The sequence below is a fragment of the Sharpea porci genome, assembly GCF_009695655.1.
Lineage (GTDB): Bacteria > Bacillota_I > Bacilli_A > Erysipelotrichales > Coprobacillaceae > Sharpea > Sharpea porci.
In genome coordinates, this window is the sequence record NZ_VUNM01000043.1 from 1 (window position 1) to 13564 (window position 13564).

Genomic DNA, 13564 nt, shown 5'->3' on the forward strand with positions numbered 1-13564 from the left:
GCTTTGGTGGATGACCGTACAGAGGATCGCCAAAATCACAATTGCACAGTCACCCGCCAAAGCATAATTGCATTACATGCATAATTATTCTATATCATATAGGTCCACTGTGCAAATGGGGATTTTTTTGTTTAAAGAATTATTAATTTGTAAGACTTTTATTTTTTCATCATGAAAGGGATGATTTATATGAATAAAATGACAATACTATTTCCTGGCAGTTATATGAATTATCGTGTTATTGATGATGATATGGCAGAAGAATATCATAGGGCACTAGAGACTGGCCTATTCAACATTTTGCTGTTTAATTATGATCATTGGGTAGCTGGAGAACCTTTAAAAATCACCAAACAAGAAGATATTTCTGAAAAGGTCATCTATCGTGGCTGGATGTTAAAGCCTGAACAATATAAACAGCTTTATGATGAATTAAATACATGTGGCATTCATTTACTAACTGATCCAGATGCTTATACAAATATGCATCTCTTCCCAAATGTTTACCCCTATATAGAAGAAGACACTGCAAAGATGCTTTATTTTCCAGATGGCAAGGTTGATGTTGATCTTGTCAAAAAGCACTTTAAACGCTTCATGATTAAAGATAGTGTTAAATCTACAAAAGGTCCAGCCTTTCCTTCATACTTTGATCAATCCATTACACAAGAAACATTTGATGAAAAAATGAAAATCTTCTATCAATACAGAGGAGATCTTCTAACAGGTGGTATATGTGTGAAGGAATATTTACATTTAAAGCATTATGATAATGACACAAATGAATTTCGTGTATTTTATGGCAATGGTTGCATTATCAGCATCAGCAGAAATTCCAATCAACCAGCAACTACTCATAAACTTCCTCAATCTTTAGCTGAAAAATATCGCAAGATGCATAGTCCTTATTACACAATCGATTATGCGGAGTTAGAAGATGGCTCATGGAAGATCATTGAAGCAGGGGATGGCAGTGTATCCGGTCTATCTCCACATCAGGATGCTTATGCCTATTATCAATCTCTTTATCATACATTTAATCAAAATAACATATCCTAAAACACTAAATGTTATTTATCTTTTTACTTACACATTCAATCAAGTGATGCACATTTTCTAAAGATTATGTACATCATTTTTAATATCCTCTAGTTATCACCGATAAAAAGACTGATATTCTCTAAACATAACAGTGTTTTTTATAAAGATGTATTTCATGAAATCAATCATAAGATTGATAAGCCTATATTTTCATACGTCTTTTTCATATCATTGATAAATATTCTAAGGAAAAGGAAATAGACTATGCTATGATGATATATGTAAGGGGAGTGATATTTTAAAGACTATTGATATTGGTGAATTATGTTATAGAGTTCGTAAAAGACGAGATATAAGTCAGGAAAAACTGATTTATGGAATATGTAAACAATCTGCTTATTCCAAGTTCGAAAAAAATGAAATAACATTGTCAAAAGACATGAGTGTACGCTTGCTAGAAAGATTAGGATTGTCGACATCAAGCTTTCTCTTTCTCATTTCTCAAAAAGATGATGCCTATCAGGAATGGAAAAACATATTCTTAAGCTTATCAACGACAAAGATTATGACAAAGCCTTAGAAGCATTAGAATCACGAGAAGAAAAAGAAAATGATTTTCAACGCCAGTTTCGCCTATTCATTCAGGGTTTTCTTACGAACGACTTAAACATACTACAAAAAGCCCTCTCTATCACCTTACCTAAGCTTAATCATATCTATCTTCCTGAAATGGCCTTAGGAGCGGATGAAATGAAAATGCTTTTATACTATTGGAAAAAGGAAGGTCGATTATTACAAAATACAAATGTTATAAAGAACTGCATGGAATATACAGATTTGTATTATGCTGATGAAGAGAAGGCAAAGCTCTTTTCTTATGAATTGGATATTATGAAACAAATCATGATGGACGAGAAAGATCAGTTCTTATATAGATACTTCAGTATGAAAAGAGATGCACTTTTTCATCAGTATCACTTTCATCATGATGCTTTAAGCTTTGAAATCGCAAATAACTCTATGCCCCTCCACACTTATCTATACAACAAAAGAATCGAAAGGAATATGACACAAGAAGAAATCAGTGAAAATATCTGTTCAGTTGTCACATATTCTCGCATTGAAAGTGGTAAGCAGGAAATGAACAGCAATTCGATCAAACAGTTATTTCATAAACTGAATTTAGAATATGGCTATGTCTTATGCGATGATCACTGGCAGATTGATGATGTGTTATAAAAAATATAGATGTAACGATATGTAAAGTACAAATATTCTTTGTTATAAGTTTGCGACTTTCATTCCACACGCTTGCGTGTGGAATGAAAGTCGCTTCTCTTTATCTCGACATTAACATAGAATGAATATATAATATATGTATGAGATAAATCAACAAAGGAGAAAACAAATGTCACGATCTAAAAGCAATAATGTACAGATTAACATTTCTATTCCGGCTGAATGGAAAATGCAGCTTGAAAACCTTGCACGTATCTATTCTGTAGAAGAGGGTAAAACAATCACATTTCTCGACCTGATGCGTAGGGGGATCCAGGAAAAATATCAGTTAGGAGAAAACAATAATGAGCGAGGAACAATATCATAGCGCTTCGCATTGCAAGTATCTGACACAGTATCATATAATCTGGTGCCCGAAATTCAGGTTCTCCATATTGCAAAGCGGGGCTTATGATGCATTGAAAAATATTCTTGCTGACATCTGCAAACACTACGGATATGAAATCAAGGCGTTGGAAGTAATGCCAGACCATATACACATGTTCGTAGATTGTCCTCAAACAGTTGCCCCTTGTGATATAGCAAGAACTCTGAAAAGCATCAGTGCTATTGAGATGCTTAAGGCGTATCCAGAGCTGAAACAGTTTTACGCCCGTTGCGGAGTATTATGATTGAGAGGATATTTTATATCAACAGTCGGACATATAAGCGAGACTGCGGTAAAGAAATATATTGAGGAACAGAAAGATCATGAATGATGAAGAATATAAGAAAATCCTGAAGAAATTTCATAAACTTTCCGACAGGCATATTTTAGCTGTTGAAACCGATATGCCGTATTCTGATGTGCTAAGAGTCGTGGCGCTTTCTGATAAAATCCGCAAGGCTGGAAATGAACTTGTCGGTCTGATGAGAAAGAATTATGACCAGCTTCTACGTACCAAGAGATACCGCAAACTGCTTAAATTATATGGGGATACTGAGGACAAGAACAAACGTAAGGCTTTGGCAAAGCAGCTCAGCGAAATGCAGATATCCTACAATATCACATGGGATTATTGCAGAAAATCCATGATACCCATAGGCAAGAAATATGGCATAGATGCCGTTTTTGCCCTTACTAAAGCCGAAGATATCTGGCGCGGGATAGAAAAATGTCTTTATGGTGACGGCGGCGTAATTCATTTTTCCAAATACGGAGATTTGCCATGCATCAGAGCAAAACAGATAAATCGCGGCATTCCTATGTCTGTCAAGGATAACAGGCTGCAGTTCAGAATTAGTAAGAATATCTGTGGCATACAAATCAATGACAGATTTCAACAGGATGAAGTGGACGCCGTTCTGTCTTATCTTGCTAACTCTGAAATGATAGATGATAAAGCGGCCTATACATTTGCAGAAGACGCATATTGCATAGATACATACAGACCTTGCTATGCCACCTTTGTCCCTAAGCTGATCAGAGGCAAATACAGACTGTATCTCCATTTGACCATTGAAGGCAAAGCGAAGCCCAAATATGATAAACATGGCAATCCTCGCCACAAATATGGCAATGGCATGATAGGGGCTGACATTGGCACTCAGACAGTCGCATATACTTCAGATGCCGAAGTCGGATTAAAGAACCTTTCAGAACGTGGAGACAGCATTCAAGCTTCCGAGAAAAAGGAGCGTCTACTCTACAGGGCCATGGACAGGTCGAGAAAGGCTACAAATCCGCAGAACTATAATGATGATGGCACGATTAAGAAAGGCCGTAAAACATGGAAATACTCTAATCATTATAAGCGGCTGAAAGCTAAACACTCTGAATTATGCCGTATCAATGCAGTCAACAGGCAGCTTGCAATAAACGAAGATGCCAACCACTTACGAAGTCTTGGAGATACGTTTGTGACTGAACCTAAAAATGCAAGCAGGCTTATGAAACGCACTAAAGAAACTACGGTCAACAGTAAAGGCAAAATTAATAAGAAAAAGCGTTTTGGTAAATCCATAAAGAACAGATGCCCTTCTGGATTCCAGAGTGCGGTAGAAAGGAAATTCAAGGCCACGGGTGGCACATACATAGAGGTTCCAAATGATTACAGGGCAAGTCAATACGACCACACTGCCGACGATTACATCAAAAAGAAACTGTCTGACAGATTGTATAAGCTTTTGGATGGTACTGAAGTGCAAAGAGACTGGTATTCATCATTTCTGCTTTACTGCTACGATTTCAGAACTGGGGATATAGACAAAGACAAATGCAATGCAGAATTTGAAAGATGCTACAGCAAAGAAAAAGCTCTCATCACATGGATTAAGGCCAATAAGATTAGAATTTTAAACAGCGGGATAAAAGTAACTTAACAGCTTAATATCAGGGAGATTGACTGTACTTCCTTGCTGAAAGGCAGAAATTTACCGTTCATGTGGTCGTAGGACTGCTTGGTAATAAAAGTCCTGATTCAAACAGATTTACACTTGTAACTCCAAAGCCTGAAAATGGTGTACGATTACAAGCTACCCTTGGCAATCAGAACCCCACGGGCTTGCCCTTGGGAGCAGTCAGGCTTTTGGTGAAAACAAAGAGTACTTGTACTTTTTTCATAACATATGTTTAAAAGGAAATGAGGGATGATTGATGTGGAGATATATTAAGAAAAGATGGCGGGGGAATTTACTTGCTGTCATCCTGTTATGTAGCTATGTTACTTGTGCCTTTCTTGAAACATTCCTTGATACTGACAAATAATGCAATCTTGGCCAAAGATGCATAAAGCACTATTACCTATTTTTTTGTAACATGTTAAAATAGCGCTGAGGTGTTGTCATGAACAAAGATATGATCAAAAGAATGATTATTTATATTGCTGGTATTTTGATACTGGCACTAGGACTTGTCTTAAATGCAAAAACAGGACTAGGTGTTTCACCCATCCTGTCCGTATCCTTCGTTCTTTCAAAAATTGTCCCACTTACATTTGGGACATGCACAGCGATCATTTACTGTATCTTAGTACTTATTCAGATTCTGCTTTATCGCAAGGTTAGCTTAGCCATTATCTTACAGTTGCCTTTATCTTATCTCTTTGGCATTCTCATTGACTTTTATAATATGTTGATTCCAATCAATAATCCTGCTTTTCCTTATGCCATCATCATGCTACTAGTGGCCATTGTTTTTACGGCAATAGGGGCCTTTTTGATGGTTTCCGTCCAGCTCATTGTGAATCCTGGAGATGGTTATGTGAATGCTTTTGCCACTGTGCTCAATAAACCTTTTGGAAAGGTAAAATTTGTATTAGATTTAACACTCGTATGCCTAAGCACGATTATCTCTTTTGTTGTTTTAAAGCGGCTTGTGGGAATAGGACTAGGAACAATTGTTGCAGCATTTATGACTGGTCCAGTGATTCATGCTCTTGATCGTCATTTTGGCATAAATATAGCAAACATTGTTATTGCATCAAAGACAAAAGGCTAGGAAATCCTAGCCTCTTTCTTTTAACATTGCTTTAACTTTCTTTGTATCAGTGAAGTTAAGCTTAACAACTTTAGTCAGAATCTTTTCACCATATTTCTCAGCAATATTGACAACAACAGCATCCACATTACTACCTGATCCTCTAGCAAGCTTAATCTTTAGACTCTTTGTCATTGATGCATAATAAGAGAGATAAGCATATCGTGAAATAATTTCAGCAGCTAATACGGCAAGATATTGTTGATCAGCATGTTCTTCAAACATCAAATCTTTAACAACAATGACTTCATTCTTTAAATAGTTGAAGTATGTCTTAGGCGAAATATAACGCTCAATCACCTTAAATTCAACATTCTTCTTAGCTTTCTGAAGAACATTCACTAAAGCCTGATTAATTAAGCGAGCACGAATATTGGCCTGATTTAAGCCATTGTCTATCATCTTGTTATAATGCGAATTATCTAAGACAAGCAGGGAAGTGATGACCCTTTCTCTTAACAGCTTGGCATAATCCACAATTTCCTGATTCGTTAAAGATTCAACGTCAGTAATATTCAAGTTCTTAATGAATTCAATATTCTCTTCATCCACATAACATGCGACAACACATAGTGGACCAATATAATCATTTGAACCAGTTTCAGCAGCTCCGATATGATGATGGAGACATAGTGCATGAGATTCTTTCTCTTTTTCAATTTTCTTTGCTAACTTCTTAGACCAATGGACAGCTTCATGAATGGCATTTTCACCTCTGAAGGTCGCGATAAGTTCATTGCTGACTTCAATATCACAGTCGATAGTCTGGGCTTTCAGTAAGAACTGTTCCTCTTCAAATGGAACCATCTGACTGTCATAGAACTTATTCATTTTTTTAAGCGTTGCTTGAGTAATCTTAAAGCTTATTGGTTCCATTTAATTCACCTCTTTTTATATTTTATCACACGAATGAACATTTTGACAGTATAAATTTCATTTGCTATAATGTTGCGGGTGATTGCATATGAATTCTCAATTAATCGCAATTATGATTGATTTTATCATTATAATTTATTTCTTACTCATGTTTGCTAAAGGCATTAAAGAGGGCTTTATTGTACGTTTCTATGATATTGCCACAGCTCTACTTGTTTTCATGCTTTCGTTCTATTTGACACCCGCCTTCAGCAATCTTATTACTCTCCATAATAATGACAATAATCCAGTCTATGATTTTATTGGACCTTATATAAATCAAATTCTCATCTTTTTTATCATTCTCATCATCTTGCTTGTTGTTAGAAAGCTTCTTGGTCTATTATTAAAACCAGCACTAACGCATTTAAGTGAAAGATTGCGTTTAACAGCTTTGATTAATCGTTTACTTGGAGCTCTTGTTGGAATACTAGAAGCCTATCTGATTTCTGGCCTCATTTTAACCATGATCGTCATTCCCTTTGTCAAGGATGGCAAGACTTATATAAGTCAGGCTGTTATTGCGACAAAGATCGTTAACAGTTTTCCAGCCGATACAAGCAATCTATCAAATGACATAAAAGATGAAAGTTTATTTTCTCAAGGAGAGCATGCCAGCAGCAAAGAAGTTCTTGAAGGTATGCTCAATATGCTGACAGATAGCTACCAGTACCATCTCATTTCTAAGACGCATGCCGCTAGCATTATAGAAAAACAACTTGGAAAAGATATTCTCCAGTTTCATCCAAGTCTAACCTCTAGCCGCAAGCAAGTCCTAGCAGAAATACTTCAGGCAACATCCTATGATGATGCCCATAAAACACTTTTATTAGAAAATATAGGTGATAAACAATGATTGATAATAAACCACTAGAATTCTCAAAAATTCTTGATCAGGTTGCACTCTATGCGCATAGTTCATTAGCGACAAAGCGTATTTTAGATCTTAACGCCTATCAAGATCTTGATGAACTTAACGATGAAATAAAACGTACTCAAGAAGCAATGGACATTGCTCGTATTTTAGGACGTCTTCCTATTAATGCTATGGAAGATATCAGTAATGCAATCAAGCTCGCAAAGACAGATGCTATTCTTTCTTGCGAAGAGCTCTATGCCATCTATCATGTCCTTGATAATGTTGCCCATCTTAAGAGCTATTTTAATAGCTATGAAGGTGACATTATTGCCCTTAGGGACTATGTCACGACTTTAGAAGGTGATGAGCATTTAAAAAGTGAAATTGATCGTTGTATTCTTCCTGATTTCAGCATTGCTGATGATGCGAGTGCAGCTTTATTAAAAATTAGAAAAAGTATGCGCTCATTGACATCTTCTATACGCAAGACAATGGAATCCTATTTGAAAACAAGCGGTGATGCATTATCTCTTGATAACCTGACAAGCCGTAATGATCGTCTTGTTCTAGCTGTTAAGAGTGATCATCGCTCTGAATTCAAAGGTCTTGTTCATGCCACAAGTGCGTCAGGACAAACATTCTATATTGAACCTGAGCGTGTTGTTACAATGAATAATGAACTTAATGATTTAAGAGCTGATGAACAAGAAGAGATACGCCGTATTCTCAAAACGCTCAGCCGTTACGTGAAGCGTATCGCTACATCATTAAGCTATGACCTTGAGCTTGTCACAGTGCTTGATTTTATCTTTGCCAAAGCTGAATATGGTAATTTCATTGATGGTATTATGCCCGATGTTGTTCAAAAGGGAAATCTAAGTTTGCATCAAGCCCGCCATCCGCTTATTGACCCAGAGAAAGTTGTAGCGAATGATATCATCTTAAAACAAAAAGTCTTAATGATCACAGGTAGTAATACTGGTGGTAAAACCGTTACACTTAAAACAGCAGGGCTCCTGTCTTTAATGGCTGAAGCAGGCCTACCGGTCAGTGCAACAAAGGCATCCATTCCTTTCTTTGATGAGATTTATGTTGATATGGGTGATGATCAGAGTATTGCTGAATCATTGTCAACCTATTCATCCCATGTCAAAAAACAGATTCAGTATTTACATCTTGCCAGCAAGCATTCCCTTGTCCTTATTGATGAAATTGGGTCAGGGACTGATCCTCAGGAAGGTAGTGCCCTTGCTAAGGCAATGATTGATGCTTTTATTGAAAAGGGCTGTACCCTCATTATCACAACGCACTATGGCAGTTTGAAGAACTATGGGCAAGCTCATGATGATATAGCTCTTGCATCGGTTGGCTTTAATATCGAAACAATGAAACCAACATACAAGCTGAAGCTTGATACGATTGGTTCATCTTATGCTTTTGAAATTGCAGAAAACTTAGGCATGGATGAAGCAATCATCAAAAGAGCCTTAGCTTATCAACAAGAAGATGAAACTGAAACTGAGCGCCTGGCAAAGAAGCTTGCAACAAAAGAAGCAGAACTCAATGAAAAAGAAGACTATCTCACAAATACATTAGCGAAAGCTGAAGCCGATAAGAATTCTTATGAAAAGAAGCTGGCTGGTATTGAAAGACAAAGAGAAGCAGCCTTGGCACAGGCTGAAAAAGCCTCTAACGCCTTGCTTGATGATGCTAAAAAGATGATTGATGAAATCGTTAAGGAAGTACGTGAAAAAGACAATATCAAAGATCATGAAGTCCTCAATGCTAAACATATGCTTGATGATTTAAAACATGAAAAGAAACAAAAAGTCAAAGTTCAGAACCATACATTTGTCGTTGGTGATCATGTCAAGATTGATTCCATGAACAGGGAAGGGGATATTAGCGAAGTGCTCAAGAATCACCAGGTCACTGTTCTTGTATCCGGTCTTGCTATTAAGCTTAAAGACACAGAAATCACCTTCCTCCATCCTAAAACAAAAGTGCAGAAAGTGAAATCCGGTGGTCGTCCTAAGATGAAGAAAACCGGTCATTATGAAGTCAATGTCATCGGTATGCGTTATCAGGAAGCTATGGATACAGTCGATAAATTTATTGATGATGCCATTGTTTTAGGCTATCCAAGCGTACGTATTGTTCATGGTATGGGGACGGGTGTCTTACGTAATGGAATAAGAAAAATGTTGAAAACAAATAAGAATGTCAAAGCATTCCGTGATGGTGGGCCTAATGAAGGTGGATTAGGTGCTACTGTTGTAGATCTTGAATAAAAATCTTGAATATATCAAGAAGAAACTTGCTTTACTTCCGCTTTCACCTGGCTGTTACCTCATGAAGAATAAAGAAGGAAAAATTATTTATGTAGGTAAAGCGCGAAAGTTAAAGAATCGTGTTTCTTCTTATTTTACGGGTGCCCATAACTATAAGACAACAAAGCTTGTCGAGAATATCTGGGATTTTGATTATATTGTAGTAGGAAGTGAAAAAGAAGCACTCTTGCTTGAAATCAATTTGATCAAGGATTATGCTCCAGAATATAATATCATGTTCATGGATGGGACATTCTATCCCTACATCCAGTTAACCGATGAAGAGCATCCTCGTTTAAAGATTGTAAGAAATGCTAAAGATAAAAAAGCCAAACATTTTGGTCCTTATCCAGATGCCGGTGCAGCAAGAAATACCTTTAAGCTTCTCAATAAGCTTTTCCCACTTAGAAAATGCAACCATATTCCTAATAAGCCTTGCCTCTATTATTCCTTAGGTCAATGCCTAGGTCCATGTATTCACGAAGGCTTAGAAGAGCAAGAAGCAAATATAAGAAAAGAAGTCATCAGTTTCATGAATGGCCATACAAAAGAAAAGATTGATGAACTCACAAAAAAAATGGAAGAAGCTTCAGCTGCACTAAATTTTGAACAGGCTCTTGAATACCGTGATTTGATTCAATCCATTCAATATGTCACAGGTAAACAATCCATTGATTCCAACAATAAAGAAAACAGAGATATTCTTGGATACTATATTGATAAAGGTTATATCTCATTACAACTATTCTTTATGCGCTCAGGAAAGCTCTTGTCCCATGAATTTAACTTAGTACCTGTCTCAGATGACTACCAGGAAGATTTGATTACGTTCCTCGTCTCATACTATCAGGAAAATACGCCACCTAAGGAATTACTTGTCCCAAGTGACTTGGATATTGAACTTGTCAGTCAGATTATTGAAACCAATATTATCCAGCCTCAGCGCGGGCAGAAGAAAGCATTAGTAGATATGGCTATCAAAAATGCTAAAGAAGCGCTTGAAAAGAAATTCTTGTTGAAGCAACAGAATGAAGCAAAGACAATAGGGGCTATTGAGGAACTAGGCAGGCTCTTATCAATTCCAACACCCCATTATATTGAGCTCTATGATAACTCCAACATTCAAGGTGCTTATGCAGTAGCTGGAATGGTTGTCTTTAAAGATGGCAAACCAAGTAAAAAGGACTATCGTCGTTTCAAGATCAAGACAGTCGAAGGACCTGATGATTATGCCAGCATGAAGGAAGTTATCTATCGACGCTATTATCGCCAGCTTGTAGAAGGTCAGAAAATGGCTGATATGATTATTGTCGATGGCGGACTAGGGCAAATTAAAGTCGCTAAAGAAGTTATTGAAAGCCTTCATGTCAATGTACATATTTGCGGTCTTGCCAAAGATGACAAGCACTCGACAGCGATGCTTATTGATGGCAATGGGCAACAGGTTGAAATCGATCCAAAGAGTCAACTCTTTTTCTTATTGACAAGAATGCAGGACGAAGTCCATCGTTATGCCATTTCTTTCCATCGTCAGGTCAGAAGCAAATCCCTTTTTGCTTCATTGCTTGATGAAGTAGACGGCATAGGTGAGACAAGAAAACGAAAATTGCTTAATAAATTCAAATCCGTTAAAAAAATGCGTGAAGCAAGTATGGAAGAGCTCGCTGAAGTTGTTCCTAAAAATGTTGCTTCTGATCTCTATGTTGTTTTGCATAAACAAGACACGCTTGACGGCAAAGAAGATAATCAGTAAACTTAATGCTTAGGAAAGGAGTGGTCCTATGAAAGATTGGCATGCAGCTTTTAAAGGCTGGCAACTGTTTTTGTTGGTTACACTTCTTTTTCTTGCCTCTTATTATGTAGTCAATCAACGCTATGATAAATTCTATCGTATTAATGATATCAATAATGACAATAGAGCAATCATCGAACAATATTTAAGTAAAAAAGATCAGGAATATCTTGTTGAAAACCAGATATCCATTACCCATCTTGTAAATTATATGCCCTATCCTGGTTTTGATATTCACAATTATAAGTATTATGAAATTCTGATTAATGATGGTGAATACAAAGGGAGTAATCTTGTTGTTGTTGGAAATAAGCTTGTCAAAAAACTCAATGATGAATTTAATTCGAACCAGGAATACATTGCAAAATATCTTGTTTCCAACAAACTTCTATCTGCATATATAGAAAAAAATAACTTTAATTACGATCATCGCCAAGATTATATTGTTTTAAAAAAACTCTATACTACAAATAGCTATGTAGATGACTTTGAAAGCTACTATACAACACTTGCGAGCAGGGGATTTAAAGACAAAGAAATATCACAATTCTTCCAAACTGCTACAAAATATTATTCGCAGGATTCTCTTAAAATTCTTATGACAAAAGCAGATGATCAAAACACAGTACTTGTTGATAATCCTTCTAAGAATACACTTACGTTAAGTGACAATCAATTTATTGGTTCCTATGTACCATCCAATCTTGTATTAATTGAAGGTATTCAAAGAAGCCATTATGATATGTATCTTAAGAAAGATGCTTATGAAAGTTTGCGTACAATGCTTACAGATATGGGCAAACTAAGCAAAGATCTTGTCGTTCATAAAGCCTATGTGCCTTATGAAAGCGAAACAAACCTTCCTGGTTACAACGAATCCCAGCTAGGTCATACAATCAGTTTTACGCATTTAGACCTCGGCTATAACAATTTTGCCCAGAGTCAGCAGGCAGCCTGGCTGGAAGCCAATGCCTATAAATATGGTTTTGTGATTCGTTATGACCATGATAAGGCAAGTATCACAAATCATACTTATGATGCGCATATCTATCGCTATGTTGGTAAGAATTTAGCAAAGAAACTCTATGATAATAAACAATCATTAGAAGAATACAATATTCAGAACGAGGAAAAGAAATGAAGAAACTTGTAATCATGTCAGATAATCATGGTGACATGCATATCCTGAGTGATATTCGTGTCCTAGAGCCTGATGCAGATCTGTATATTCATTGTGGTGATTCAGAAGCAACCCATAAAATGCAACTGGAAGGTTTTATATGTGTTGCTGGAAATAATGACTGGGGCTTGGATTTGCCTCGCTTTGCGAAATTAAAGGTAGAAGGTATTTCAATACTAGTTACCCATGGGCAATTCTATGGCTATTTTGATCGTGAAAAACATATGATTAAAGATTTAAAGAAACATGGCTGCACACTTATGTTCTCCGGTCATACCCATATGCCTTCAATTAAGAGTGAGGGCAAATATACCTTCATCAATCCTGGCAGTACGTCATGGCCAAGAGGAGGCAGCAAACGTTCTTATGCCGTTGTAACGCTAGATGATGGGCAACTTACCAGTGCTGAAATCAAAGAACTGTAATTTATTATTGACATTAACGGGAGATATGATATCATAAATCCCGTTGAAGTTGTCGACGTAGCTCAGCTGGATAGAGCACACGCCTTCTAAGCGTGCGGTCGCGGGTTCGAATCCCTCCGTCGACGCCATCTTTTATTATTAAGGGAATGTCCCGAAATAACTAAATATTTTGAGGTCTGCTAAGCAGATCTCTTTTTCATCTTCGATTCCATGAGTGATAGAGGATTTCTGCAATATACAGGCATAAAAAAACACCATCTCATATG

Annotated in this window: 12 protein-coding genes and 1 tRNA gene; 12 read left to right on the top strand and 1 reads right to left on the bottom strand. The window is 36.7% G+C overall.

Annotation, left to right across the window (positions count from 1 at the left end; genetic code table 11):
* Positions 1–189: 189 nt before the first annotated feature.
* The 6 genes from FYJ79_RS11660 (at position 190) to FYJ79_RS11685 (ending at position 5758) form a co-directional block, all read left to right on the top strand.
* Positions 190–1059, top strand: a complete 870-nt coding sequence (locus FYJ79_RS11660; protein ID WP_154518641.1) for an ATP-grasp domain-containing protein — start codon at positions 190–192, stop codon at positions 1057–1059.
* A 507-nt stretch (positions 1060–1566) separates the two neighbouring features.
* The gene (locus tag FYJ79_RS11665; RefSeq protein WP_154518644.1) at positions 1567–2280 is read left to right on the top strand and encodes a helix-turn-helix domain-containing protein; all 714 of its coding nucleotides are present in this window, start codon (positions 1567–1569) and stop codon (positions 2278–2280) included.
* Positions 2281–2449: 169 nt separating this feature from the next.
* The gene (locus FYJ79_RS11670; RefSeq protein ID WP_154518647.1) at positions 2450–2647 is read left to right on the top strand and encodes a hypothetical protein; all 198 of its coding nucleotides are present in this window, start codon (positions 2450–2452) and stop codon (positions 2645–2647) included.
* The gene (gene tnpA / locus FYJ79_RS11675; protein WP_229771467.1) at positions 2625–2951 is read left to right on the top strand and encodes an IS200/IS605 family transposase; all 327 of its coding nucleotides are present in this window, start codon (positions 2625–2627) and stop codon (positions 2949–2951) included. Before FYJ79_RS11670 ends, tnpA begins: the two co-directional genes overlap by 23 nt.
* Before the next feature lie 79 nt (positions 2952–3030).
* Positions 3031–4641: a hypothetical protein gene (locus FYJ79_RS11680; protein ID WP_154518650.1), complete on the top strand. Its 1611-nt coding sequence runs from the start codon at positions 3031–3033 to the stop codon at positions 4639–4641.
* Between the two features lie 463 nt (positions 4642–5104).
* On the top strand, positions 5105–5758 hold the full coding sequence (locus tag FYJ79_RS11685) for a YczE/YyaS/YitT family protein (RefSeq protein ID WP_154518653.1): 654 nt from the start codon (positions 5105–5107) through the stop codon (positions 5756–5758).
* A 6-nt stretch (positions 5759–5764) separates the two neighbouring features.
* Here FYJ79_RS11685 and FYJ79_RS11690 read toward each other — a convergent pair whose 3' ends face one another.
* Positions 5765–6673, bottom strand: a complete 909-nt coding sequence (locus FYJ79_RS11690; RefSeq protein WP_154518656.1) for a ribonuclease HIII — start codon at positions 6671–6673, stop codon at positions 5765–5767.
* Between the two features lie 88 nt (positions 6674–6761).
* Here FYJ79_RS11690 and FYJ79_RS11695 point away from each other — a divergent pair, with 88 nt between their 5' ends.
* From FYJ79_RS11695 to FYJ79_RS11720, 6 genes are all read left to right on the top strand, one after another.
* Positions 6762–7568 (top strand): CvpA family protein, encoded by an 807-nt coding sequence (locus FYJ79_RS11695; RefSeq protein WP_154518659.1) that lies wholly within the window; start codon positions 6762–6764, stop codon positions 7566–7568.
* Positions 7565–9862: an endonuclease MutS2 gene (locus FYJ79_RS11700; protein ID WP_154518662.1), complete on the top strand. Its 2298-nt coding sequence runs from the start codon at positions 7565–7567 to the stop codon at positions 9860–9862. Before FYJ79_RS11695 ends, FYJ79_RS11700 begins: the two co-directional genes overlap by 4 nt.
* Positions 9855–11654, top strand: coding sequence for an excinuclease ABC subunit UvrC (uvrC, locus tag FYJ79_RS11705; protein ID WP_154518665.1), 1800 nt, complete (start codon positions 9855–9857; stop codon positions 11652–11654). The genes FYJ79_RS11700 and uvrC overlap by 8 nt, the downstream gene beginning before the upstream one ends.
* A gap of 28 nt (positions 11655–11682) precedes the next feature.
* Complete coding sequence (locus FYJ79_RS11710) at positions 11683–12834, top strand: D-alanyl-D-alanine carboxypeptidase family protein (protein ID WP_154518668.1); 1152 nt, start codon at positions 11683–11685, stop codon at positions 12832–12834.
* On the top strand, positions 12831–13298 hold the full coding sequence (locus FYJ79_RS11715) for a metallophosphoesterase family protein (protein WP_154518671.1): 468 nt from the start codon (positions 12831–12833) through the stop codon (positions 13296–13298). The genes FYJ79_RS11710 and FYJ79_RS11715 overlap by 4 nt, the downstream gene beginning before the upstream one ends.
* Before the next feature lie 51 nt (positions 13299–13349).
* Positions 13350–13426: transfer RNA gene (locus tag FYJ79_RS11720), tRNA-Arg, on the top strand.
* Positions 13427–13564: the final 138 nt, after the last annotated feature.

Excerpts from the sequence above, each read along its gene's own strand:
- FYJ79_RS11660 (WP_154518641.1), top strand. The coding sequence starts at position 190 with ATGAATAAAATGACAATACTATTTCCTGGCAGTTATATGAATTATCGT.
- FYJ79_RS11665 (WP_154518644.1), top strand. The coding sequence starts at position 1,567 with ATGGAAAAACATATTCTTAAGCTTATCAACGACAAAGATTATGACAAA.
- FYJ79_RS11670 (WP_154518647.1), top strand. The coding sequence starts at position 2,450 with ATGTCACGATCTAAAAGCAATAATGTACAGATTAACATTTCTATTCCG.
- tnpA (WP_229771467.1), top strand. The coding sequence starts at position 2,625 with ATGAGCGAGGAACAATATCATAGCGCTTCGCATTGCAAGTATCTGACA.
- FYJ79_RS11680 (WP_154518650.1), top strand. The coding sequence starts at position 3,031 with ATGAATGATGAAGAATATAAGAAAATCCTGAAGAAATTTCATAAACTT.
- FYJ79_RS11685 (WP_154518653.1), top strand. The coding sequence starts at position 5,105 with ATGAACAAAGATATGATCAAAAGAATGATTATTTATATTGCTGGTATT.
- FYJ79_RS11690 (WP_154518656.1), bottom strand. The coding sequence starts at position 6,673 with ATGGAACCAATAAGCTTTAAGATTACTCAAGCAACGCTTAAAAAAATG.
- FYJ79_RS11695 (WP_154518659.1), top strand. The coding sequence starts at position 6,762 with ATGAATTCTCAATTAATCGCAATTATGATTGATTTTATCATTATAATT.
- FYJ79_RS11700 (WP_154518662.1), top strand. The coding sequence starts at position 7,565 with ATGATTGATAATAAACCACTAGAATTCTCAAAAATTCTTGATCAGGTT.
- FYJ79_RS11710 (WP_154518668.1), top strand. The coding sequence starts at position 11,683 with ATGAAAGATTGGCATGCAGCTTTTAAAGGCTGGCAACTGTTTTTGTTG.
- FYJ79_RS11715 (WP_154518671.1), top strand. The coding sequence starts at position 12,831 with ATGAAGAAACTTGTAATCATGTCAGATAATCATGGTGACATGCATATC.